This is a genomic window from Salinibacterium sp. dk2585, from assembly GCF_008001035.1.
Lineage (GTDB): Bacteria > Actinomycetota > Actinomycetes > Actinomycetales > Microbacteriaceae > Homoserinimonas.
This window is the reverse complement of sequence record NZ_CP042856.1, coordinates 317107-341212: the sequence shown is the minus strand read 5'-3', so window position 1 is coordinate 341212 and position 24106 is coordinate 317107. Positions and strand designations below refer to the sequence as shown.

Genomic DNA, 24106 nt, shown 5'->3' with positions numbered 1-24106 from the left:
TCAGGAATAGTCCCACCTCCCTGAACAAGACGACCCCGCCTCCCTATATATAAGGAGGCGGGGTCGTTCTCATTGGATCGGGTTTCCTGACTTTTCGTGGCCGGAGCGGCTCTCACCGTCCGCCTTTCACAATTCCGGACCGACAGTCCGGAATTGTGAAAGGGCCATTAGGCGAGGCGGGCGGTTGTGACGCCGAAGCCCGCGATGTACTCCGGGATGGGTCGGTAGAAGGAATAGTCGACCGTGTACTCACCCACGGCGCCGAGGGCCGCGTACGCCGCGATCCACGTGCGTACCTCGTGGGAGGAGTTGCCCGCGATCTCGCTCATCTCGTCGGGCGTCCAGGCGTCGATCGGCGATAGGTCGCCCGAGGCGAGGATGCGCATGAGCTCCTGGTCCCACTCGGGGGCCAGCGGCTTGACCACGTTGATGCCGGCCGCGAAGTCGCGCGCGGCGTTGATGACGCGCTGTTGACGGGCATCCCGAGCCTCCGGGGTCAGGTGACGGCCACCACCGAGCAGCGCCTCCCTTACCTCCGGGGTTGCCGTGGCGATCTGGGGCACGGGCGGCTCGTGCGAAAGCCCGCCCGAGCCGATCACGAGCACCTTCTTGTCGGCGAGCTTCTCGCGCACGAAGGCGCCGATCTCCTCACCCAACTGGCGGATGCGACGCAGCGGCGTGAAAGGCGGGGCCACCGAGTTCACGAAGATCGGCAACACGGGCTTGGCCGTGATGTCGCCATAGATGAGCTCCATCGGCTGCACGGCGCCGTGGTCGACCTCCATGCGCAACGACACCGTCATGTCGATCCCGCGCTCCATGAGGAACTCGGTGAGATCCCGCGCGATCTCACTCGGGACATCCAGCGGCCCGGCCTGGGTGCCGAAGTCGCCGATCGCGGTCGCCTCATAGCCGACACAGAACGGCGGCATGATGTCGTAGAAGAAACCGTTGTAGTGGTCCGGCCCGATGTTGATCACCAGGTCAGGGTCGTAGTCCATGACGAAGGCGCGGGCAGCCTCGAAGGCCGCTTCGACCTCGGCCTTGACCTCGGCGGGCGGGTCCACGAACTCCAGCAGCGGGCTGTGGGACATCGTGACGAGTGCAAGCGTCATGCCGGGTCCTTCACCTGGGGGTCATCCTTGCCGAGCAGGAAGTTCAGATGCAGGCGGTCGAAGGTCTCGGTGTCCTCGTACTGGGGCCAGTGGCCACAGTTCTCCATGACGGCGAGCTTCGCGCCAGGGATCAGCGAGGCGATGCGACGGCCTTCATCAACGGGACCGGAGGGGTCCTTCGTCGTCCACAGCACCATGGCGGGCACGGTGATCGCGGCGAGGTCGCCATCCGAGAGCATGTTGCGCTTGCGAGTCTCGAGGTCCTGCAGGGCCATGTTCATCTGGCACGCCATCTTCCAGTCCGGCTGCTGGAAGATCGCCTGCCTGGTCTTGATGAGATCATCCGTCACCATGCTCGGGTCGGCCATCAGCCACTCGAGCCGCGCCTTGACCCGCTCCCAGGACGGGTCGTTCGCGGCATCCGTCGACAGCGTCAGCAGTCGCTCCATCACGACAGGGTTGGCCATCGTGCCACCCATCGTGTTGAGCACGATGCGCTCCACCTTCTCGGGGTGCAGCTGCGCGAGCTTCGCCGCGACCCAACCGCCAAGCGACTCGCCCGTGATGTAGACCTTCTCCGCACCGATGCCGTCCATGAAGGCCAGCACCTGGTCGATGTAGTGCGTGATCTCCAGCGGATGCTCCGGCTTGGAGGAGTAGCCGTGGCCGATGAAGTCGATCGCCCAGCAGGAGAAGTGCTCCGAGTGCGCGCGGAGGTTGCGCGAGTACGCCTCGGCGTGGCCCGTGATTCCGTGCAACATCAGCAGCGCCGGCTTCGAGGTGTCGCCTGCGTGGAGGTACCGCGTGCGGTACCCACCGGCGTCGATGTAGCCCTGGCTGAACTCGAGCGCGGCCAGGTCAGACCAGACTGAGGCGAAGGGTCGTTCGGTCATTGCTTCTCTCCATTCCCCTCGGCCGCGCCGAGGACCGCCGCGAGTGCCGCGGTGAGCTGTCGCTCTGCTTCATCGGTGTCGTGCACGCCTGCCGGCTGGCGCCAGGCGATGTAGCCGTCGGGCCGCACGAGCAGCGCCCCGGCCTCATCGATCTCGCTGACGGCGTTCCAGTCGCCGTAGAGGTCGGCGTGTTCGGGCGCGCCGATCACGACGGTGCGCAGGTACGGGACATCGAGGCGAGCAGATGCCTCGGCCCAGGCGGTTCCCGAAAGTCCCGTGACGAGCGACATCCGCCCGCCCCCGGTCACGTCAAGCGTCGACACCCGCACGCCGCGCTCATTCACGAGCCAGGCATGCGGAATCTTCGCGCCGGGGCGGGTGGTCGCCTGGAGGTAGAGTTCCCGGTCGCGCACCCACTCCTCCTCACCCAGGGTGGGGTCGGGGATGACCGCGCTCGACGCGTAGCGCTGGTTGAGCTCGACACCCTGCGCGTTGAACTCGGTGTTCTTGAGTTCGAGCGCCTCGTAGAGGGCCCTGCGAGCGGCAACACCCTCCGGCGTGGCCGACTTGAGTCGCTTGACGCCCGCGGCGACGGGGTCGTCTGCCTCAGGCATGCTGATCGCGGCGCGGATGGGCGCGTAGTCCTTGCGGGACTGGTTGGCGCGCGCGACGATCTGCCGGCCGACGGGCACGCGCTCGTCGGAGTAGCTGTCGAGCAGCCCCTGCCCGGCCCAGCCGTTGACGGCGAAGGCGAGTTTCCATGCGAGGTTGAAGGCATCCTGCATGCAGGTGTTGGAGCCGAGGCCCGAGCTCGGCGGGTGCCGGTGCACGGCGTCGCCCGCGCAGAAGATGCGGCCGCGGTGGTAGAGCTCGGCGTGCTGCTGGTTGACGTACCAGATCATCTCGCGGTCGATCTCGACCTCGAGGTCGGGGATGCCGGTGAGCGTGCGAATCTGCCCGAGCAGGAACTCCTCGCTCAGGTCGGGCTCGCCCGCCGTGATGTCGAAGCCCCAGCCGAGAATCCACTGGTCCCAGGGCCGGATGGCGCGGAAGGTCGCCATGCCGATCTCGCCGATGCCCGCCGCCGGGTTCATGATCCAGTGCAGGATGCTCGGCCGATGCTCGACGTACTGCCTGAGGTCGGCCGTGAAGAGGATGTAGACAGTGCCTGCGCGGGCCAGCTGACCCTCGAAGGGCAGGTCGAGTTCCTGGGCCACCTTCGACTTGGCTCCGTCCGCACCGACGAGGTAGCGGGCGCGCTGTGTGTACTCGGTGCCGCTCTGCTTGTTGAGGAGCCGCACGGTGACGCCGTCGGCGTCCTGCTCGTGCGAGAGGTATTCGGTGTTGAAGGAGACATCCGCTCCATTGGCGGCGGCGTTCTTGACGAGCACGGGCTCCATGAGGGTCTGCGGGATGTCAGCCATGCCGCAGGGGCTGCCCTTGAGGTAGTCGCCGTAGCGCTGGTCGCCCGTGCCCCAGGTGCGGATGCGCGCGATCTCTTCACCGACGAGGCTCGTCGTGAACATGGTGTCGCCCATGAACTCCCACGGGGTCGCATACTTCTTGGCCTCGTCTTCGACACCCAGGTCGCGAAGCACCTCCATCGCACGCTGGTTGGTGATGTGCGCGCGGGGCGTGTTGGCGAGCCAGTTCCACTTGGACACCATGTGCGTGCGCACGCCGTACTTCGCCAGTGCGAGTGCCGTGGTGGCGCCGGCGGGCCCCGTGCCCACGACGATCACGTCAGTGTCGAATTCAGTGTTCTCTGGCATCGCTCTCTTCCTCGAGATTGGACTGGTCAGGCGCTCGCCGTCGTTGAACTGGCATGCTAGCACGCATACTGCGGGGCAAGGCACTTGCAATTAAGCGAGGAAGCCGCTTACCCTCGACTAACCCGCTAGCATGCGAGTTTGTTTTCAGAGAGGAAAACCGTGACAACGACGACACAGCCGCCCGCGACACCGACGGCTAAGACATCACCCCTGAAGGTCGCGAGCGCCAGCTTCGTCGGCACGACGGTCGAGTACTTCGACTTCTTCATCTACGGAACCGCGGCAGCGCTCGTGTTCCCGCAGATCTTCTTCCCGGACTCCACCCCACTCATGGGAACCCTGCTCTCCTTCGCGACCTTCGGCGTGGGCTTCCTCGCCCGCCCCCTCGGCGGCATCATCTTCGGCCACTTCGGAGACCGCGTCGGCCGCAAGAAGATGCTCGTCATCTCCCTGCTCGGCATGGGGCTTGCGACCCTCCTCATGGGGCTGCTCCCCGGCTACGCACAAATCGGCATCTGGGCCCCCATCCTCCTGACCGTCCTCCGCCTCCTGCAGGGACTCATGGTCGGCGGCGAATGGGGCGGTGCAACGCTCATGGCGGTCGAGCACGCACCCCTCGGCAAGCGCGGCTTCTACGGCGCGTTCCCCCAGATGGGCGCACCCGCCGGCACCTTCCTCGCCACCCTCGCCTTCCTCATGGTTTCGCAGCTGCCCGACCCCGAGTTCTTCTCGTGGGGCTGGCGCATCCCCTTCATCGCGAGCATCCTGCTCGTCGGCGTGGGACTCTTCATCCGCCTCTCCATCAGCGAGAGCCCCGCGTTCGCGGCAGCCCGCGAGAAGTCCGAGATCGTCAAGGTTCCACTCGTCGTCGCCTTCCGCAAGCACTGGCGCGAGATCTTCATGGTCGCCGGCACCTACCTGAGCCAGGGCGTGCTCGCCTACATCACGATGGCGTTCCTCGTGAACTACAGCGGCGGGGTCGGCATCGACCGCACCGCCGCGCTCATGGGCATCTGCTTCGCCGCCATCGTCGCGACCGTGCTCTACCCCGTGTTCGGCTCGCTCTCCGACAAGTACGGCCGCAAGACCATGTACTTCCTCGGCGCCGTGCTGATGCTCATCGCGACGCCCATCGGCTTCCTGCTCATCAACACGGGCAACCCGTGGAACTTCGCCCTCGCCGTCACCCTCATCTTCGGCATCGCGATGGCCCCCTCGGCCGGCGTCACGGGCTCGCTGTTCGCGATGATCTTCACGCGCGAGGTGCGGTACACCGGGGCATCCGTCGGCTACACGATCTCCCAGATCGCCGGGCCCGCCTTCGCGCCGACCATCGCCGTCGCCCTCCTCGCGGCTGGCGGATGGCAGGCGGTCGTCGTCTACCTGATGATCGTGTGCGCCATCTCGGTCATCTCCGTCACCCTCATCCCCGGCGGATGGGGACGCAAGGAGGCGGCGTTCCGCAACGACGCCAACAACGTACTCGAGAACAACTGACAGCCAAAGAGAACGGCCCCTCGGGACTTCGGTTCCGGGGGGCCGTTCCGTTGCACTTTCGCGGTGCAGGGTGCGCCGCCCGGACCTCGGGCCCACCGTAACTAAGGAGATGTGGCGACACGCCCTGCGATCGCAGTCGCCGGGTCCGCGTGTCGCCAAATCTCCGTAGTTGCGCGCGCAGCGGACGGCCGCGCTGAGAAGCAGACGGAACCCGGATGTCTCAGCGCGTCGCGGCAGCCCGGCGCTACCGCGGGAGCGTGAGGATCTCAACCCCGTCGTCGGTGATCGCGATCGTGTGCTCGCTGTGGGCCGTGCGGCAGCCGGTCTTGCTGCGCAGGGTCCAGCCGTCGGCATCCGTCACCAGCTCGTCCGTGTCGATCATGGCCCACGGCTCGATCGCGAGCATCAGCCCTGGGCGCAGCTTGAACCCTCGACCGGGGCGGCCCGTGTTGGGCACATGCGGGTCCTGGTGCATGGTCGAACCGATGCCGTGGCCGCCGAACTGCAGGTTGATCGGGTAGCCGGCCTCCTCCAGCACGGTGCCGATCGCGTGCGCGATGTCGCCGATGCGGGCATCCGGACCCGCCGCCGCGATGCCGGCCACCAGGGCCCGCTCCGTCGCGTCGATCAGGGCAACGCTCTCGGGCGGGCGCGAGTCGCCCACGATGAAGCTGATGGCCGCGTCGGCCGCGATCCCGCCCGTGAGCACGGCAAGGTCAAGCGTGAGGAGGTCGCCGTCGGCGAGAGCGTAGTCGTGCGGCATCCCGTGCAGCACCGCGTCGTTGACGGCCGTGCAGATGTAGTGGCCAAAGGGTCCGCGGCCGAAGGACGGCGCGTAGTCGACATAGCAGGACTCCGCGCCCGCCGCGAGGATCATCTCCTTCGCCCAGCGGTCAACCTCGAGCAGGTTGGTGCCCACGCGCGCGCGGCCCTTGATCGTGTGCAGGATGTCGGCGACGAGTGCGCCGCTCGTGCGCGCCTGCGCAATCTCGGCCGGAGTGAGGATCTCGATCATCGCGCAGCCCCCTGATCCGCGAGCACATCGCCGAGGATGAGGGCGGGGGTCGAGCGGATGTGCGCCTCCATCACCCGGCGAGCCTCCTCCGAATCGCCGGCGCGGATGGCGGCGACGATCTCGGCGTGCTCACTGTGCCGCTCCTCCGTCACGTAGCCGAGCGGGAGCGGGCGACCCGCCGTGTTGATCAGGAAGTCGCTCAGGTCCCAGAGCCGACGGCTGGACTCGGACATGATCGGCGAGGCGACGGCGCGGTGGATCGCGGAGTGGAAGTCGCGGTTCTCCCGGCGGTAGGCGGAGGACTCGTCAGCGCCCGGCTGGTGGTCGCGAGCGGTCGCCGCCGCGATGATCGATTCGAGCCGCTGCACGTCCTCCGGGGTGCCGCGCTTGGCGGCCGCACCCGCCATTGCTCCCTCGAAGGCGGCGAAGACCTCGAAGAAGTCGACGACATCGCGCGGTGAGTAGCTCTTCACGACGCATCCGATCTGGGGCAGGATCTCGACGATGCCGTCGGCGGCCAACTGGCGCAGGGCCTCCATGACGGGCTGCTTGCTCACGCCGAACTCGGCCCGCACGGTCTCGACCGAGACGCGGGAACCCGCTGGGTAGTGGCCGTCAAGGAGTCGGGACTTGAGCGTCTCATACACGTGGCCCGAGAGCCTCCCCCTGCTGCGCTGATTGTCGACGTCGCTCATCTCTCCAGTATGGACGACCCTTGCATGCCAGCCCTGCTTTCCTAGTTCAGGACTTGGCATTCACAGTTCAGGAGGTGGTGAGGGCCGGGCCTGAGCTGGGAAGGCCTGGTCCTGAGTTGGGAAGGCCAAGTCCTGAATTGGGAAGGCCAAGTCCTGAATTGGGAAGGGCTAGGCCTGAATTGGGAAGGCCAAGTCCTGAGTTGGGAAGGGCTAGGCCTGAGTTAGGGAAGGGCGTAGCCGAGGCTCGACGAGAGGCCGTCGCCCGCCGCGCGCACGAGGTCGGCCCAGTCGCTGTCGGGGCGCTCGGAGAAGCGGGCGGATGGCACCGAGAGGCTGATGGCCGCGACGACGGCGCCCGAAGAGTCGCGCACGGGGGCGGCGACGCACCACACGCCCGGCGTCGATTCCTCACGCTCGAAGGCGACCCCCGTCTCGCGCACGCCCTCGAGTTCCTCCTCCAGCACGTCGAGGGAGCGGATGCTGCGCTCCGTCATCCGCGGCAGCGCATCCGGATCAGGAAACAACTCGCGGAGAGTCGTGGGCGAGACGTAGGCGAGCAGTACCTTGCCGAGCCCCGTGACATTGGCGGGGAGGCGCTGGCCGATGCTGGAGGGCAGCCGAAGAGTGTCCCTCGGCTCGACCTTGGCCAGGTAGAAGACGTCGGCACCCTCGCGCAGTGCGACGCTCACGGTCTCGTTGGTGCGGGCCGAGAGTTCGCGTGCGGCCTCGTTGGCGGCCGCGAGCATGTCGAAGCGGGCCGAGTATGCGTTGCCGAGGTGCAGGAGTCGCACCCCGAGCCGGAAACCGCCGCCGTCATCCTTCTGCAGGTAGTCGCGGGCGACGAGCGTCGAGAGCAGTTCGTGGGCCGTCGTGCGTGGGACGCCGGTGCGGCGCACGACCTCGGGCGCCGTGAGGGGTCCGTCGGCGTCGAGGAACAGCTCGAGGATGTCGAGGGTGCGCACGACGGCGGGTGTGAGGCGGGCCATTCCCTATGGATACTCGGCCCGTGGGTCGAGCGCAAACTGGGAGTCCCCGTCGCCCGCTTGACATGCGGCCCTTCGCGTTGTTCGATATATAGAACAAGTGCCGAAACTTCGAACAGGGTCGGCTCGAACGCTATCGAGAGAAGGTACTGGAATGGCTGAGCCCATCCACGTCGCCATCATCGGTTCCGGCAATATCGGCACCGACCTGATGATCAAAATCCTCCGCGGCAAGGGGCTGCTCAAGGCGGCCGCCCTCGTCGGCATCGACCCCGAGAGTGACGGCCTGCGCCGCGCCGCCAGCATGGGCGTAACGGCGATCGCGACTGGCGTCGACGGGCTCATCGCCGACCCCGTCTTCGCCAACATCGGCATCGTCTTCGACGCCACCTCGGCCAAGGCGCACGTCTACAACGCCGAGAAGCTCCTCGCGGCGAAGCCGGGCATCCGCCTCATCGACCTCACCCCCGCGGCGATCGGCCCCTACTGCGTGCCCGTCGTCAACCTCGAGGAGCACATCGACGCGCCCAACCTCAACATGGTGACGTGCGGCGGCCAGGCCACGATCCCCATGGTGGCGGCCGTCTCCAGTGTCGTGCCCGTGCGCTACGCCGAAATCGTGGCATCCATCGCCAGCAAGTCAGCCGGCCCAGGCACGCGCGCCAACATCGACGAGTTCACCGAGACCACCTCTGAGGCGCTCAAGACGGTCGGCGGCGCCGAAAGCGGCAAGGCCATCATCGTGCTCAACCCCGCCGAGCCGCCCCTCATGATGCGCGACACCGTGTTCACGCTCTCCGAGCCCGGAGACCAGGACGCGATCGAGGCTGCCGTCGAGGAGATGGTCTCCAAGGTGAACGCCTACGTTCCCGGCTACCGTCTCAAGCAGAAGGTGCAGTTCGACCTCATCGAGCAGCCCATCGTCATTCCCGGCGTCGGCGAGTTCACGGGCCTGAAGACGAGCGTCTTCCTCGAGGTGGAGGGCGCAGCCCACTACCTGCCCGCCTACGCCGGCAACCTCGACATCATGACCTCCGCGGCGATGCGTGCCGCTGAGACGATCGCACTGCGCCAGCAGGCAGACAAGGCGGCCTGACATGTTCGACCCCACCAAGGACAAGCTCTTCATCTCCGACGTCACGCTGCGTGACGGCAGCCACGCCGTCGGCCACCAGTACACGGTGCAGAACGTGCGCGACATCGTCACCGCGCTCGACAAGGCGGGCGTCGACAGCGTCGAGGTCGCCCACGGCGACGGGCTCGCCGGCTCGAGCGCCAACTACGGCTTCGCACGCCACTCCGACGTCGAGCTGATCGAGGCCGCCGCCGAGGTCGCCGAGAACATCGCCATCGCGACCCTGCTGCTGCCGGGCGTCGGCACGATCCATGACCTCAAGCGCGCCGCATCCGCCGGCGTCAGCTACGTGCGAGTCGCGACCCACTGCACCGAGGCGGATGTCTCGGCGCAGCACATCGAGACGGCGCGCGAGCTGGGGCTCAACACGACCGGCTTCCTCATGATGAGCGCCATGACGACCCCCGGGGACCTCGCCAAGCAGGCGAAGCTCATGGAAGGCTACGGTGCCCAGTGCGTCTACGTCGTCGACTCGAGCGGCGCCCAGACGATGGGCGACGTGACCGACCGCGTCAACGCCATGCGCGACGTGCTCAACCCCGAGACCGAGATCGGCATCCACGCCCACCACAACCTCTCACTCGGCGTTGCCAACTCGGTCGCGGCCGTGCAGGCGGGCGTCAACCGAGTGGATGCCTCGCTCACCGGCATGGGCGCGGGCGCGGGCAATGCCCCGCTCGAGGTCTTCATCGCGGTGGCCGACAAGCTCGGCTGGAACCACGGCACCGACGTCTTCGCGCTGATGGACGCGGCCGATGACATCGTGCGCCCCCTCCAGGTGCGGCCGGTGCAGGTCGACCGCGAGACGCTCGGGCTCGGCTACGCCGGGGTCTACTCGTCGTTCCTGCTGCACGCGGAACGGGCATCCGCTCGCTACGGCGTGCCGACGATCGAGATCCTCATGGAGCTCGGCAAGCGCAAGATGGTGGGAGGCCAGGAGGACATGATCGTCGACGTGGCCCTCGACCTCCTGAAAGAGAAGGACGCCGCATGAGCACCACGCACGACTCGGTCTACTACGCCACCCTCGGCGATGCGCTGCTGGGCGCCTACGAGACGGGCACCCCCATCGCCCCCCTCACGTCCACCCACTCGGGACTGAGCATCGAGGATGCCTACGCCGTGCAGCTCCACCAGGTGAAGCGGTGGACGGAATCCGGCCGCCGCATCGTCGGCTACAAGGTCGGGCTCACGTCGAAGGCCATGCAGGACCAGTTGGGCGTCGACCAGCCCGACTTCGGTCACCTCTTCGACGATATGGTGCTGGATGCCTCGTCCCCCGTGAGCCTCGACCGCTTCATCTCGCCCCGCATCGAGCCGGAGATCTCCTTCGTGCTCGGCCGCGACCTCAAGGGACCAGGGCTCAGCCGTGAGGATGTCGCGGAGGCGATCGACCACGCGGTCATCTCGCTCGAGGTCATCGACTCCCGCATCGCCGACTGGAAAATCACGCTTGCGGACACGATCTCGGACAACGCGTCATCCGGCGCACTCATCCTCGGCGAGAAGGCGGCGCTCGACGCGGTCGACCTCGCCGCCATGCCCGTGACCCTCAAGCGCAACGGCGAGACCGTCGGCGAGGGAGTCGGTGCCGCGGTGCTCGGCCACCCCATCGAGGGCATCGTCTGGCTCGCGAACACGCTCGGTGCCCTCGGCACGACGCTCGAGGCCGGCTCCGTCGTCATGGCGGGGTCGATCACGGCGGCCGTCGCGATTGCGCCGGGCGACAGCATCCGGGCCACCTTCGGCGAACTGGGTGACCTCGAGGTCACCTTCGCGGAGTAGCCCCGCTTTCCTAACTCAGGAGCTGGCTTTCCTAATTCAGGAGCTCCTGAGTTGAGAGAGCCAGCTCCTGAATTGGGAAAGCGGAAGGGGCCGGCATCCAGTGGATGCCGGCCCCTTCTCCTCCTTAATTAAGAGGGGAGCTTGTAGGTCTCGATCTCGGAGCGCACCGTGACCCACTGGGTCTCGGTGAAGGCCTCGAAGTTCGCGCCGGGCCCACCGAAGCGTGAGCCGTTTCCGGATGCTCCCATGCCGCCGAAGGGCGCGCTCGCCTCGTCACCGACCGTCTGCTCGTTGATGTGCACTACCCCGCTGCGGATCTGGTCCGAGACATCCATCGCGGTGCCCGCGTCGCCAAGAATCGCGACCGAGAGGCCGTACTCGCTCGCATTGACGAGCTCGATGGCCTCCTCGATCGTGCTGTAGGCGACGACGGGGGCGACGGGTCCGAAGATCTCGTCCTTCCACACCGACATGTCGGGCGTGACTCCACTCAGCACGGTCGGCCGGTAGCAGCGCCCCGCCGCGGTGCCACCCGAGACGACACGCGCACCCTTGGCGACGGCGTCATCCACGATGCTGCGCACCGCACCGAGCTGCCGGTCGTCGATGATGGGTCCCACCTGCACGCCCTCCTCGGCGAAGGGGTCGCCCACGCGCACGGCGTCCGCGACGGCGCCGAGCTTTGCGACGTACTCCTCGAGCTGCGACTCGTGCACGAGGTGACGCCCCGCCGCCTGGCAGATCTGGCCCTGGTGCAGGAAGGAGCCGAAGGCGCCCGCCGCTGCGGCCTTGTCGAGGTCAGCCCCGGGGAGCACGATGATGGCGTTGTTGCCGCCCAGTTCGAGGTGGGCACGCTTCATGTGCTCGGCGGCGGCCTTGCCGACGTGGCGCCCGGCAGCGGTCGACCCCGTGAAGGAGATGATGCGAACCTCGGGGGCGCTCACGACGGCAGCACCGACATCCGCCCCGCCGGGCAGCACCTGCAGCACACCCTCGGGGAGGCCGGCCTCCTCGAAGACCCGCTGGATGACGACACCACCGCACACGGAGGTGCGGGGGTCCGGCTTGAGCAGCACCGCGTTGCCGAGGGCGAGCGCGGGGGCGACGGAACGGATCGCGAGCGTCAGCGGGTAGTTGAACGGCGCGATCACGGAGACCACACCGGCGGGCACGCGACGTGCGATCGACCAGCGCGGTTTGTTGGTCGTGAGCACCTCGCCGTGCGGGTGGGCGGGCAGGGCCGCCCCCTCCCGGCACTCGCTGATGGCGGCGAGCACCTCGGTGCCGGCCTTCGCCCAGGTGCCGCCGCTCTCGCGCACGATCCAGGGCTTGATGAGTTCGGCATCCCGCTCGAAGATGTCGCCCGCCTTGCGCAGCACGCTCGCCCGGGCGGCTGGCGTCATCCGCGCCCATTCGCGCTGTGCCCGGTCTGCGCGGCGCGCAGCCTCGGCGACCTGCTCGAGCGAGGCGGTGCCGAGGGTGCCGATCACGGCACCCGTCGCCGCCTCGGTCACCTCGAGCGGTTCGCCGTCACCGGCAACCCATCCGCCCGCGGCGATCTTGCCGGTCCACACGTCTGCGTCGAGCAGGGTCATGGTCTCTACCTGTTCTTCCACTGGGGTGCGCGCTTCTCGACGAACGCGGCGACGCCTTCGGCGCGGTCCTCGCTCGTGTAGGGGTTGGGGCCGACGTTGAGGCGCAGCGCCGAGGCGAGGGGCAGGCCCCAGCCCTTGACGGCCATCTCCTTGTAGCGACGCGTGGAGACGGGCGAGTTCGCCACGATGCTGCGCACGTAGGCCTCGACCTCCTCTTCAAAGGATTCCCGCGAGACGACCTTGTTGACGAGTCCGATCTCGGCGGCCTCCTCGACGGGAACCATGCGGCCCGTGTAGAGCATGTCCATCGCGTAGCCGCGGGGAACGAGGCGGGGCAGCACGATGGAACCGAAGTTGGCCCCCATGCCGCGCTTGGCCTCCGTGAGCCCGATGGTCGTGCCCTCGACAGCGATACGGATGTCGGCGGCGAGCGCGATCTCGCATCCACCGGCGAGCGCGTGGCCGTTGATTGCGGCGATGACGGGCTTGTAGGTCTCGACGATCACCTCGAGCATGGCGCGGTGCACCCCCGTCATGGGCGTGTGCACCTGGCGGCCGGCCTTGGCGATCGAGTTCATCTCCTTGAGGTCACCGCCGGCGCAGAACGCCTTGTCGCCGGTGCCCGTGATGACGACGGCCCAGACCTCCGGGTCCTCGCCCGCCTCGACGAAGGCCTCGAGCAGCAACTGCACGGTGTGCCGGCTCATGGCGTTGCGCCGCTCGGGGCGGTTGATCGTGATGCGCGCGACGTGGTCGGTGACCTCGTAGAGCACCTCGTCGGGGGTGCCAGCGATGAGGCCACCGTTCAGTCCGTCACTCATGCTGCGTCTCCTTCTGCGATCTCGATGACGCCGGCCTCGAGCAGGGCGTCGATGTCGGATGCCTCGATGCCGAGTTCTGCGAGCACGGAGGCCGTGTCAGCACCGACGGCGGGGGGCGCGCCCGTGTGCTCAAGGTATTCACCGTCGAAGGTGATGGGGGTGTTGACGATCGTGAACTCGCCGAGCTCCGGGTGCTCCATCTCCTCCAGCTGGCCGATGGCCTGCACCTGCGGGTCGACGATGACCTTGTCGAGCGTGTTGACGGCCGAGTGGGGCACGTTGGCCTTGTCGAGCCGCTCGACGAGCTCATCCATCGTGAAGCGCGAGGTGGCCGCGCCGAGTCGCTCGTTGACGACGCCGCGGTTATTGACGCGCGTGACGTTGTCGGCGAACTCGGGCACATCCTTGAGTTCCGGCGCTTCGATCGCGTCGAGCAGGCGGTAGAGGGTGTCGTTGTTGCCGCAGGAGAGGAAGACGTAGCCGTCGGATGCCGGGTAGGCGCCGTTGGGCACGTTGCCGCGGAAGCCGGAGCCGAGGCGCTTGGGCACGGGGCTTCCCGCCGCCACGCTCATGAGCGGCGTGGCAACCCACGCGAGGGCCGTCTGCAGCAGCGAGACCTCGAGGTGCACACCCTCGCCCGTCTGGTCGCGGCGGCGGAGCGCGTCGAAGACGCCGAGCGCGATCCACATGCCCGTGCCCATGTCCATCATCGACAGCGGCACGCGGGCGGGCGCGCCGCCCTCCTCGCCGGTCATGGCGACGACGCCGGAGTAGGCCTGCAGCATCGCGTCGTAGGCGGGCTGGTCACGGCGCGGGCCGGTGCGGCCGTAGCCGCTCATGTCGGCGTAGATGACGCGGGGGTTTATCTCGTGGATGCGCTCCCATGAGAAGCCAGCGTTGGCGAGCGCGCCGGGGCGGAGGTTTTGCACGAGCACATCCGCCGAGGCGATGAGGTCTTCGAGGACCTTCTTGCCCTTCGCATCCTTGTAGTTGACGACGACCGACTTCTTGTTGCGGTTGAGCGAAAGGAAGGTGACCGAGACGCCCTTGCTGAGCGGGGCCCAGGCGCGAGCGTCGTCGCCGCCCCCGAGCCGCTCGACCTTGATGACCTCGGCGCCGAAGTCGGCGAGGACCTGGCAGCCGTAGGGCACCGCGACGCTCGTGCCGATCTCGATGACGCGAATCCCCTTGAGGGAACCTGGGGTGCTCATCAGTTGCTCTCCTTCTCTGCGGCGAGCCGCGCTTCGTACTCGTCGCGAGCGGGGGATTTCACCGGCTCGCGATAGGGCGACATGGCGCCCTCGTAGACCGAGGGCCCGTTGCGGAAGTGGGATGCCTGCTCGAAGGTCTCGATGAAGGGCATGTCCATGGCGTAGACGGCGGCACCCGTGGGGCGGGGCCCCGCAGCGGTCACCTTCGACCAGAGTTCGTGCCCCACGACCTCCTCGGCGATGACGCCGGCCTCGATCAGCTTGGGGAGGTCGACGCCCGTCTCGATGCCCTCAGACTCAAGCAGGTGCACGAAGTCCTCGGTCGGGATCATGCGGGTCGCGCGACCGTTGCCGCAGTAGGGGCATCCGCCCATTCCGCCGATGGCGGTGTCGATCTGGAGGGTGTGGCGCTCGTCGAGCTCCTCCATCGCGACGTAGGCAGACAGCATCGCCATGCCGCGGGCGTCGTGGAGGTGCAGGTGGTAGTCGTGCACCTCGGGCCACGTCGCCACGAGGCGGCGCATCATCGACCGCACGGCCGAGGGGGTGTTCCAGCTCATGGGGTCGCCGACGTGGATGCGCGTGACGGGCACGCCCGCCGAGGTCCACGCGTCGTGCTGCAGCTGGAGCAGCCGCATCCGCTCCTCTTCATCGAACTCACCGAGCCAGTTCGAGCCCCACGCCGCATTGATGGAGATCTCGGCGTGCGTGACGCCCTTCTCCTTGGCGGTCGCGACGGCACGCCCGAGCGCGTCGATCTCGTCCTGCTGGCTGATGTTGATGTTGCGACGCACGAAGACGTCGCAGAGGTGGATCTTGCTGCGGCCGAGCGTCGGGTCGGGCAGGCTCAGCTTCTCGCCGTAGGCGTCGCGCCGCTCCGCACCCTTCTGGTTGAGCACGATCGCGGTGTAGGTGACGCCCTCGACGGGGGTGAAGCCGGCGATGACCTCGTCGACGTTCGCCATCTGGGGCGTCCACTTGGGGCTCACGAAGGCACCGACGTGGATGCGCTTGAGGCCGGTCGCAGAGAGTGCGTCGAGCAGGCGGATCTTCTCTGCGGCCGGGATGTCGGCGCTCTCGATCTGCATGCCCTCGCGCATCCCCTCCTCGAGGATGCTGATGGTGGGGCGTCCCTTGGTCATTCGGTGCTCCTCTTCGGGATGGACGATGTGAATGCGGCGCCCGGTTCGGCGCTGATGGCGGCGATGATGCGGTCGGCCGTCTCGCTGTCGTAGCCGCCGGCCGCGCAGCAGTCGAGGAACTTGCCGCGGAGCTCGTCATCGCTCAGCGGGTCAGCCGCGAGCCCGTGGGTGACCTCGGTGCGCGAGACCTGGGTGCCGCCGTCGGGGAAGGTGACCTCGACAACGGAGTAGCCCGTGTCGAACTCGGCCGGGCCGTGGGGCGGCACGGCGCTCTCGCCGATCTCGACGCGGCGCAGCAATGCTTGCGCCTCCTCGTCGGCGAATCGCTCCTCGGTGAAGTCGTCGAGCGTCACGTCACCGCGCAGCCACGCGACCGCGAGCGTGTATTCGAGGCTGAACTTGCCCTGCGTGCCGGTCGCCGGCAGGCCGGGGCGCAGCGCCCGCGTGCCCCTCGGGTGCACGGTCGCGGTGATGCGCGTCGGCATCTCCGCAAGCGGCGCGGTCTCGCGCAGGGTGAGCATGGCGTCGATGCTGCGGTGGGTGCCGTAGCAGCTCGGATAACGCTTGAGTCCAGCGTCGCTCGGCCAGGCGTCCGCCCAGTACTCGAGGCGCTCCCCGAGTGCCTGCCCAGCGGAACCGACGGGCGCGACCTCCTGGTCGCCGTAGCGCTCGAGGAAGCCGTTCGGTGCATCCAGTTCATCAGGATTGGCGGTGAAGCCCGCCTCGGCGAGCTCGAGCGCCATGACGGCGTCACGGGCGGCGGCACCCGCGTGGAAGGGCTTGGTCATGGTGCCGAAGTTGACCCGGCTGCCCGCCGTGAGCGAGGCGACGATGCCGAGGGCATTCCTGACCGTGTCGACATCGGATGCCACGAGTCGCCCGAGTGCGGCGACCGTCGCGAGGCGACCCACGGTCGAGGTGGAGTGCCAGCCGCGCGCGTAGTGCACGTGCTGCGGGAGCACGTCGGCGACCGCACGGAAGACGGCCGAGCCGACCTCGTAGGCCTCACTGAAGCGCTCACTGCTCGTGCCGCGCGCCTCAGCGACCGCGACGAGGGCGGGCATGAGCACGGCGGCCGGATGCAGCGGCATCGACGGCGAGATGTCGTCGTAGTCGAGCAGGTGCGCGGCATTGCCGTTGACCAGTGCCGCCATCGAGGGCGTCGTCGTCTCCCCCGACGTCCAGACGGTCGAGGGCCCGTAAGGCGACTCGCGTCGCGCCCAGGTGCGCAGGATGCGGTCTCCCTCCGCGCCGGAGGCGCCGAGGGAGACCGCAACCGTGTCGACCAGCGCACGCGTCACGGCCTCGGTGTGGTCTGCAGATGCGAGGACTCCCGAGACGGCGAACTCCGCCAGGACCTCCGTCGCTCCCGGTTCGGTGGCTGATTCGACCATGGTGATCAGAAGGACTTCGGCAGGCCGAGCGTGCCGTGGGCGATGCCCGCGAGCACGATGTTGTTGCTGATCGGTGCCGTGCGGGGCAGGCGAGCGCCACGCCAGGCGCGCTCGATGCCGTACTCCTCGGCGGCCGCGTAGCCACCGAAGGTGTCGAAGGCCGCCTCGGCCGCAGCCCACAGCGCCTCTGAGGCGAGCAGCTTGGCGCCGTTGACCTCGAAGCGGGGGTTCTCGCCGGCGGCGTACATCTCGGCGGCACGCCAGCGCATGAGCGAGGCCGCCTGCAGTTGCGCGTAGGCGCGAGCGATCGGGATCTGGATGGCCTGGTTCATGCCGATCTTGCGCCCGAAGACCTCACGCTCGTTGGCGTACTGCACCGCACGGTCGAGCAGGTAGAACCCAGCGCCGATGTACTCGCTGGTGACGATGACCCGCTCAGAGTTCATGCCCGAGAGGATGACCTTGAAGCCCTTGCCCTCCTCGCCGATCCGGTTCGCGACCGGCACACGCAGGTCGCGGATGGCGAGCTCGTTGGTCTCATGGTTGACCATCGTCTTGATTGGGGTCGCGACGATCTGGCCGTTCTCGATCGCCTCGCGAAGGTCGACGAGGAGGACAGTGAAGCCATCGCTCGGCTTCGTGGCGTCCTCGCGCTTGGTCGTGCGGGTCAGCAGCAGCAGCAGGTCGGAGTGCTGCACGCGCGAGATGAAGATCTTGTTGCCGTTCACGACGTATTCGTCGCCATCACGCACCGCGAAGGTCTTGATGCGGGTCGTGTCAGAGCCGGCATCCGGTTCCGTCACGCCGAAGGACTGCAGGCGCAGCTCACCCGAGGCGATCTTCGGCAGGTACTTCGCCTTCTGCTCGTCCGAGCCGTGGCGCAGGATGGAGCCCATCGTGTACATGCCCGCCCGCACTGCGCCGGCGTGGCATCCGTTGCGCTCGATCTGCTCGAGCACGACCGCGGCGTCGCGGATGTCGGCGCCGCCTCCGCCGTATTCCTCGGGGATGAGCATGCTCATCCAGCCCTGCTCGTAGACGGTGTCGACGAACTCCTCGGGGTAGAGGTCGTCGGCATCCTTCGTGCGCCAGTATTCGTTGTCGAACGGCTCGCACAGGTCGTCGATGGCTTCGCGGATGGCGATCTGCTCTTCGGTGAGGCTGAACGCGGAGGACTCGATCTTGTCTGCCATGGGGTGCTCCTTCACAGGGGTGTTTACGGTAAGCGAACCGGAGGTTCGCGGTGGATCAAAGCGCGCGTATCACGCTGCGGAATTGGATTCTGCAAAGTCGAGGCCGCTGAAGACGCTGCGGACGCTCGCGGCGCCATCGAGGCTCGTGATGGCGCCGCGCAGGGCGCCCGCGCGCTGCTCGCCAAGCGCACGCACATTCAGGTCGAACTTGAGCTGCACCTGCTCCGGCTGGATGGGGCGCAGGACGGTGCCGAGGTTGGCCATGACCCGCTCCTCGATGACCGAGCCATCGGCCATGTGCACGCGTGCGATCGTGGGCAGGCGCTCGGGATAGAGCGACTCGACCTCCTCGTCGCGCACGTAGTGCACCTTCTCGGAGAGGGTTCGCACGAAGGGGTCGTCGAGCGCCTCCTGCATGAAGTCGTCGAGGTACAGCCCCAGGCCGGAGCCGCCCCGCCAGGCCATCGCGAAGGTCAAAGGTCCACTGAACTGGGCGTGGTACGGGCTCTGCGGGCGCAGCTTCGCCTCGCGCGGCTCGGCGATCGTGCGCGTGACCGACATCGGCACGGAGAGGTCGATGCGCTCGATCGAGTCGATGTCGATGCCGCGCTTGGAGAGCAGCATGGCCGCGTCGATTCCCGTGTGGGTGAAGACGTTGGTCGGGTAGGGCTTGATGAAGCACTTGTCGAGCTCCCACTCCTCGCCGAGGCCCGCCATGAAGCCTTCGTCGATGGGGTGCAGGCCCGTGAACGCCTGGAAGAAGCCGAAGCGACCCTCGAGCACCGTGTCGGGTGCCGTGATGCCCTGGCGCGCGAACTGCGCCGCCGTGACACCCGCGTGGGCGGCCCATCCGCAGTGCACGCGCTTGACCGAGCCGCCGTTGCGGTTGGCTTCGAGGATGCCGCTGCCCATGCTCGCGGCGATACCGAGCGCGTGGCGCGTGGTCGCGGCATCCAGGCCGAGGGCGACGGCCGCCGCCGCGGCAGAGCCGATAGCGCCGCAGAGGGATGTCGCGTGGATGCCCCGCTCGAAGAAGACGTTGTTGCCGAGCTCGGGGTCGTCAGCCGCGTTGCCCAGCCGGATCGCGATCTCGTTGCCGGCCGCGACGGCCGCGAGGAGGGTGCGGCCGTCGACATCCGCCACCTCGGCGGCGGCGAGCGCGGCGGGAACGGCGGATGCGCTGGGGTGCAGGATCGAGGGCAGGTGCGTGTCATCGAAGTCGAGCGCGTGGGCGGCCGTGCCGTTGACGAGCGCGGCGGTCGGCGCCGGCACGCGGTCGGCGAAGCCGAGGAGCGTCGCCTGCGGGTTGCCGCCCCACTCACGGGCGAGGGCGACGGCGGCCTGCACGGGCTCGGTGTCGCGCGCCGCGATCGAGATGCCGATCGTGTCGATGATGCGGTCGCGCGAGTCGTCGGCGATGCGTTGTGGCAGCTCGGCGGCGGTCGCCACCGCGAACTCGGCAAGTCGAGCGCTGAGGGTTGTCACGTCGGTCATTCGGTCACCTCGAAGACGGCCATGGGGCGCACGGGCGAACCGGTCGCGCCCAGGAGGGGCAGGGGGGAGAGGATGAAGTCGAAGATGCGCTCACCGCGCTCGGCGAGTGCCTCGAGGTTGAGCATCTCGATGATTGGCACGCCCTGCTCGACGAGCATGAGGCGGTGCACGGGGAGGCGAGCGTGGCCCTCGCCAGCCGGGATGTGCTCGAAGGCGGTCGTGTCGCTGCCGACGAAGCGCGGCTCGTGGCCGGCAAGCCAGGTGCCGCCGTCGAGGTTGGGGCCGGGCACGCCGGAGTCGTGGCCGACGAAGGCGGCGCCCTGTTCCCAGAGCTGGGTCCAGCCCGTGCGCACGAGCAGCGCGGCGCCCGCGGGGATCGACTCCTCACCGTCAGGCAGGAGCGCTGCCGCCGCCGCGAGGTCGTCGCCGGTCACGGGATGCGCGGGCTCGAGGCGTTGCATGCCGAGCGCGCGGGGCACGTCGAGCAGCACTCCTGGCACGATCGCCGGGCCGATGGTCTCGACGCCGTGGCTCGTGAAGCGCCCCGTGCTCTGCGCCTCCTCCGCACTGACACCGTCGTGCAGCATCCCGTCGGCGCTGATGTGGGAGAGCGCGTCGACGTGCGTGCCCGTGTGGGTGCCGAGGAAGAGCATGTCGTTGGCACCCGAGGTGCCGTCGACGCGCACACTGTCGCCGTGGCGACGCATGAGCGCGTGCCGGTAGCCGGGGTGGCTGGGCGAGGTGGGGATGGCCTGGTGCAGCTGGTGGCCGAGGTCCACGATCTCGACGCGCGAGCCGTTGGCGCGCGTGCCGTGGTGCAGTCGCGAGGTCACGATGCGCTCCTTTCGGCGAGGGCCGCGATGGTCTGGGCCTGGCGGATGACGGGCATGTCGATGAAGGAGCCATCGGCGAGGGTTGCGACGCCGCTACCCGAGGTGTCCATGCCCTCGGCGCGCTCGAGCACGGAGCGTGCCCACTCGACGTCGGCCGCACTCGGCTGGAAGGCGGCACGGACGGTCTCGACCTGCTTGGGGTGGATGCAGCTGCGGCCACGGAAGCCGAGCTCGCGCTGCCGTGCGCAGTCGGCGGCCAGGGCATCCGTGTCGCTGACGTTGACGAAGGCGCTCGCGAGGGGCGACGGGAGCCCGGCGGCGCGTGCGGCGAGCACGACCGTGAGGCGCGCGAGCAGCAGGCCGTCGGCACTCGCGAGGTCGCGGCCCAGGCCGAGGTCGGCGCGCAGGTCGGCCTCGCCCAGCATGAGCGAGTGCACGCCCTCGACGGCCGCGATCTCGTGGGCGTCGCGGATGGCGCGCGCGGTCTCGAGCTGCACGATGAGCCGGCGCTCGACGCCCCAGTGCGCGGTCGCCTCAGCGGCACGGCGCGCCTCGTCGGCGCTGTCGACTTTGGCGACGCGGATCGCCGAGACGGCCCCGCGCAGCACGAGCGGCGTCACGGCCGCGATGTCGGCGTCGAAGTGCTCGGTTGAGGGCGCGTTCACGCGCACGACGGTCGGCGTGCCGAGACCGTCACCGACGGCCGCGTCGAGCCCTGCCCGGGCGGCGGCCTTCTCGGCAGCATGCACGGCATCCTCGAGGTCGATCACGACACCATCAGCGGATGCCGCGGCCTTCGCGAAGCGGTCGGTGCGCGTCGCCGGCACATAGAGCCAGGCGAGGGCGAGCTCCCAGTCGGCGGCCATCAGACGGCGCCCTCCGCACGGAGTCGCGCAATCTCTTCGGCGGTGTAGCCGAGCCCGGCCAGCACTTCATCGGTGTCGGCGCCGTGGCCGCGACCCGTGTGGCGGATGCCACCGGGCGTCTCCGACATGCGAAAGAGCACGTTCTGCATGCGCACGGTGCCAAGGTCGGGGTCGTCCACCGAGGCGATCGTGCCGATGTGGTTGAGCTGCGGGTCCTCGATCACCTGCGACATGTCGTAGACGGGGGCAATCGCCGCCTCCGCCTTTTCGAACTCGGCGATGACCTCGTCCATGGGGCGGGCGCGGATCCAGTCGGCGACAGCGCCGTCGATCTCGTCGGCACGCTTGGCCCGCTCGACGCCGGAGCCGAACCATGGCTCGTCGACCATGTCGGCGCGACCCACGAGGCGCATGACCCGCTCCGCGATCGAGGTCGAGCTCGACGAGATCGCGACCCAATGGTCGTCGGCCGTGAGGTAGGTGTTGCGGGGCGCGTTGTTCTCGGAACGGTTGCCCGAGCGGCGCGTGATGTAGCCGAGCTGGTCGTAGGCAAGCAGCTGCGGGCCAAGCATCGCGAGGATGGGCTCGATGATCGCGAGGTCGATGACCTGGCCCTTGCCCGTGCGGGCACGGTTGTGCACGGCCGTGAGGGTCGCAATGGCGGCGGCGAGGCCCGCGATGTTGTCGGCGAGCGCGAGCGGTGGAAGGGTGGGCGGCCCGTCAGGCTGGCCCGTCGAGAACGCGAAGCCGCTCATGGCCTCCGCGAGGGTGCCGTAGGCGGGGCGTCGCGACATGGGACCGCTCTGCCCGAAGCCCGTGATGCGCACGAGGATGAGGCCGGGGTTCTCGGCGGAGAGGGTCTCGTAGTCGAGGCCCCACTTCTCGAGGGTGCCGGGGCGGAAGTTCTCGATCACGACGTCGGCCTCGCGCACGAGGCGCAGGAAGACCTCTTTGCCCTCGGGGTTCGAGAGGTTGAGGGTGGCCGTGCGCTTGTTGCGGCCGAGCATGAGCCACCAGAGGCCCTTGCCGTCCTTGCTCTTGCCGTGGGTGCGGGCACCGTCGGGGCGCGTGGGGTGCTCGACCTTGAGCACGTCGGCGCCGAAGTCGGCGAAGATCGTCGCTGCGCTCGGGCCTGCGAAGAGGGTTGCGATGTCGATGACCTTGAGGTCGTCGAGGGGCCCACGGCGGGGCGCCGATTCACCCGACCTCTCGTCGGCTGCGGGGGTGGTGGTCACGATGGATCTCCCAACTCTCGATCGTTCGGGGTCAGCGTAGGCGCGAGGCATCCAGAGGCGAAGGCGTGCTCTCACCTGCTGAGAGAGGTTCTCGCCGCCCGGTTGACGAACCCGGCGTGCGGTATCTATTCTGGCATACCGAATCACATTCTTTCTTACAGAATTGAACCGCACGCCGACTCACACCGCGTCGGCCCGTCCCAAGGAGTTAGGGCCCATGTCAGAACAGCCCACCGAAGTCGATGTCCTGGTGTCCGGCGCCGGCATCGCCGGCCTCGCCACCGCACTCGGACTCGCCCGGGGAGGTCGCAAGGTGCACGTCCTGGAACGCGCTCCCGAGCTCGGCGAGGTCGGTGCCGGCATCCAGCTCGCCCCCAACGCCCTCTCAGCGCTCGACAGCCTCGGCGTGCTCGACAAGGTGCTGAAAGATGCCGTATTCCCCGAGCGCAAGGTCTACCTCGACGCCGTCACGGGCAAGACAATCGGCATCATCGACCTCGGCGAAGAGTTCGTGAAGCACTACGGCTACCCCTACGTCGTCGCACACCGCGCCGACCTCCACAGCTCCCTCCTCGAGGGATGCCGTGAGAGCGGCATCGTCGAGGTCGAGACCGACCGCGAGGTCGTCAGCGCCGTCAACCAGCCCGACGGCAAGGTGCTCGTCACGACCCTCAAGGGCCAGAGCTACCTGGCCAACGCGGTCATCGGTGCCGACGGCATCCGCTCCCCGCTGCGTGACGCGATCATCGGCGACGAGCTCGTGCCCACCAAGTACGTCGCCTACCGCGGCACCGTGCCCACCGAGATCGTCGGCGAAGACATCACCTCCTCGCCCTCGGTGCTCTGCTGGCTCGGCCCGAACATGCACCTCATCCAGTACCCGCTGCGAAGCGGCAAGGTCTACAACAACGTCGCCGTCTTCAAGTCCGACAGCTACAGCCCCGACCACGACAACTGGGGCACGCCCGAGGAACTCGACGCCCGCTTCTCGGTCTGCTGCGAGAGCGTGCAGAACGCCGGCAAGTACCTGAGCCGCGACATTCGCTGGCCCATGTACGACCGTGAGCCCACCGAGAACTGGGTGGACGGAAACGTCGCCCTCATCGGTGACGCAGCCCACGCCATGGTGCAGTACCTCGCCCAGGGTGGCGCGCAGTCGCTCGACGACTCGATCGCGATGGCCGGTGCGCTGCTGAGCTCGGAGAACACCTCCGACGCCTTCGCCGAGTACCAGGAGCGCCGCGTCGTGCACGCGAACAACATCCAGCGCCTCGCGCGCGTTGCCGGCGAGCTGTTCCACATCGAGGGCATCGGTCGCGAGATCCGCAACTACGCGTTCAAGGACCACGACCCGAAGGACTTCTCGAACCTCGACTGGATGTTCATGCCCCTCGACAAGGCGCCGAAGGTGCGGAACTACCCCGCCTAAGCG

General features: G+C 68.3%; 21 protein-coding genes. 5 read left to right on the top strand and 16 right to left on the bottom strand.

The window, feature by feature from the left end:
* Positions 1-167 precede the first annotated feature (167 nt).
* From FVA74_RS01635 to FVA74_RS01625, 3 genes are read right to left on the bottom strand one after another with little or no spacing between them, the layout of a single operon-like run.
* Positions 168-1115 (bottom strand): 3-carboxyethylcatechol 2,3-dioxygenase, encoded by a 948-nt coding sequence (locus tag FVA74_RS01635; protein WP_147720060.1) that lies wholly within the window; start codon positions 1113-1115, stop codon positions 168-170.
* A complete protein-coding gene (locus tag FVA74_RS01630; protein ID WP_147720059.1) occupies positions 1112-2008 on the bottom strand; it encodes an alpha/beta fold hydrolase in 897 nt (298 codons plus the stop codon). The genes FVA74_RS01635 and FVA74_RS01630 overlap by 4 nt, the downstream gene beginning before the upstream one ends.
* Positions 2005-3780, bottom strand: a complete 1776-nt coding sequence (locus FVA74_RS01625; protein ID WP_147720058.1) for an FAD-dependent monooxygenase — start codon at positions 3778-3780, stop codon at positions 2005-2007. Before FVA74_RS01625 ends, FVA74_RS01630 begins: the two co-directional genes overlap by 4 nt.
* A 159-nt stretch (positions 3781-3939) precedes the next feature.
* On the opposite strand from FVA74_RS01625, the gene FVA74_RS01620 reads away from it, so the two are divergent.
* Positions 3940-5277, top strand: coding sequence for an MFS transporter (locus FVA74_RS01620; protein ID WP_147720057.1), 1338 nt, complete (start codon positions 3940-3942; stop codon positions 5275-5277).
* Positions 5278-5521: 244 nt separating this feature from the next.
* On the opposite strand, the gene map is transcribed toward FVA74_RS01620, so the two are convergent.
* The 3 genes from map to FVA74_RS01605 all read right to left on the bottom strand — a co-directional run bounded on the left by map (position 5522) and on the right by FVA74_RS01605 (position 7973).
* Positions 5522-6292, bottom strand: coding sequence for a type I methionyl aminopeptidase (gene map, locus FVA74_RS01615; RefSeq protein WP_147720056.1), 771 nt, complete (start codon positions 6290-6292; stop codon positions 5522-5524).
* On the bottom strand, positions 6289-6987 hold the full coding sequence (locus FVA74_RS01610) for a GntR family transcriptional regulator (RefSeq protein WP_147720055.1): 699 nt from the start codon (positions 6985-6987) through the stop codon (positions 6289-6291). The genes map and FVA74_RS01610 overlap by 4 nt, the downstream gene beginning before the upstream one ends.
* A gap of 221 nt (positions 6988-7208) precedes the next feature.
* Complete coding sequence (locus tag FVA74_RS01605) at positions 7209-7973, bottom strand: IclR family transcriptional regulator (protein WP_147720054.1); 765 nt, start codon at positions 7971-7973, stop codon at positions 7209-7211.
* Positions 7974-8124: 151 nt separating this feature from the next.
* Here FVA74_RS01605 and FVA74_RS01600 point away from each other — a divergent pair, with 151 nt between their 5' ends.
* Genes FVA74_RS01600 through FVA74_RS01590 form a run of 3 tightly spaced genes read left to right on the top strand, consistent with a single transcriptional unit; the run spans position 8125 to position 10890 of the window.
* Entirely contained in the window at positions 8125-9066 is a 942-nt protein-coding gene (locus tag FVA74_RS01600) for an acetaldehyde dehydrogenase (acetylating) (RefSeq protein ID WP_147720053.1), read from the top strand.
* A 1-nt stretch (position 9067) separates the two neighbouring features.
* The gene (dmpG, locus tag FVA74_RS01595) at positions 9068-10099 is read left to right on the top strand and encodes a 4-hydroxy-2-oxovalerate aldolase (RefSeq protein WP_147720052.1); all 1032 of its coding nucleotides are present in this window, start codon (positions 9068-9070) and stop codon (positions 10097-10099) included.
* On the top strand, positions 10096-10890 hold the full coding sequence (locus FVA74_RS01590; RefSeq protein ID WP_147720051.1) for a 2-keto-4-pentenoate hydratase: 795 nt from the start codon (positions 10096-10098) through the stop codon (positions 10888-10890). The genes dmpG and FVA74_RS01590 overlap by 4 nt, the downstream gene beginning before the upstream one ends.
* Before the next feature lie 128 nt (positions 10891-11018).
* Here the strand turns inward: FVA74_RS01590 and FVA74_RS01585 are convergent, their stop codons facing one another.
* The 10 genes from FVA74_RS01585 to FVA74_RS01540 all read right to left on the bottom strand — a co-directional run bounded on the left by FVA74_RS01585 (position 11019) and on the right by FVA74_RS01540 (position 22674).
* Positions 11019-12485, bottom strand: coding sequence for an aldehyde dehydrogenase family protein (locus FVA74_RS01585; protein ID WP_147720048.1), 1467 nt, complete (start codon positions 12483-12485; stop codon positions 11019-11021).
* A gap of 5 nt (positions 12486-12490) precedes the next feature.
* Positions 12491-13306 carry an enoyl-CoA hydratase/isomerase family protein gene (locus FVA74_RS01580; protein ID WP_147720047.1) on the bottom strand — a complete coding sequence of 272 codons (816 nt, stop codon included), beginning with the start codon at positions 13304-13306 and terminating at the stop codon, positions 12491-12493.
* Positions 13303-14517 (bottom strand): CaiB/BaiF CoA-transferase family protein, encoded by a 1215-nt coding sequence (locus FVA74_RS01575; RefSeq protein ID WP_147720045.1) that lies wholly within the window; start codon positions 14515-14517, stop codon positions 13303-13305. Before FVA74_RS01575 ends, FVA74_RS01580 begins: the two co-directional genes overlap by 4 nt.
* On the bottom strand, positions 14517-15659 hold the full coding sequence (locus FVA74_RS01570; RefSeq protein WP_147720043.1) for a citramalate synthase: 1143 nt from the start codon (positions 15657-15659) through the stop codon (positions 14517-14519). The genes FVA74_RS01575 and FVA74_RS01570 overlap by 1 nt, the downstream gene beginning before the upstream one ends.
* Positions 15656-17053, bottom strand: a complete 1398-nt coding sequence (locus FVA74_RS01565; RefSeq protein ID WP_147720042.1) for an MmgE/PrpD family protein — start codon at positions 17051-17053, stop codon at positions 15656-15658. Before FVA74_RS01565 ends, FVA74_RS01570 begins: the two co-directional genes overlap by 4 nt.
* Positions 17054-17058: 5 nt before the next feature.
* Entirely contained in the window at positions 17059-18246 is a 1188-nt protein-coding gene (locus tag FVA74_RS01560; RefSeq protein WP_147720041.1) for an acyl-CoA dehydrogenase family protein, read from the bottom strand.
* A gap of 69 nt (positions 18247-18315) precedes the next feature.
* Entirely contained in the window at positions 18316-19740 is a 1425-nt protein-coding gene (locus tag FVA74_RS01555; protein ID WP_147720039.1) for an MmgE/PrpD family protein, read from the bottom strand.
* On the bottom strand, positions 19737-20573 hold the full coding sequence (locus FVA74_RS01550; RefSeq protein ID WP_206022652.1) for a cyclase family protein: 837 nt from the start codon (positions 20571-20573) through the stop codon (positions 19737-19739). The genes FVA74_RS01555 and FVA74_RS01550 overlap by 4 nt, the downstream gene beginning before the upstream one ends.
* Entirely contained in the window at positions 20570-21439 is an 870-nt protein-coding gene (locus FVA74_RS01545; RefSeq protein WP_147720037.1) for a CoA ester lyase, read from the bottom strand. Before FVA74_RS01545 ends, FVA74_RS01550 begins: the two co-directional genes overlap by 4 nt.
* Positions 21439-22674 (bottom strand): CaiB/BaiF CoA-transferase family protein, encoded by a 1236-nt coding sequence (locus FVA74_RS01540; RefSeq protein WP_240792265.1) that lies wholly within the window; start codon positions 22672-22674, stop codon positions 21439-21441. Before FVA74_RS01540 ends, FVA74_RS01545 begins: the two co-directional genes overlap by 1 nt.
* A gap of 217 nt (positions 22675-22891) precedes the next feature.
* Here FVA74_RS01540 and FVA74_RS01535 point away from each other — a divergent pair, with 217 nt between their 5' ends.
* Complete coding sequence (locus FVA74_RS01535) at positions 22892-24103, top strand: FAD-dependent monooxygenase (protein WP_147720035.1); 1212 nt, start codon at positions 22892-22894, stop codon at positions 24101-24103.
* The last annotated feature ends 3 nt before the right edge of the window (positions 24104-24106 follow it).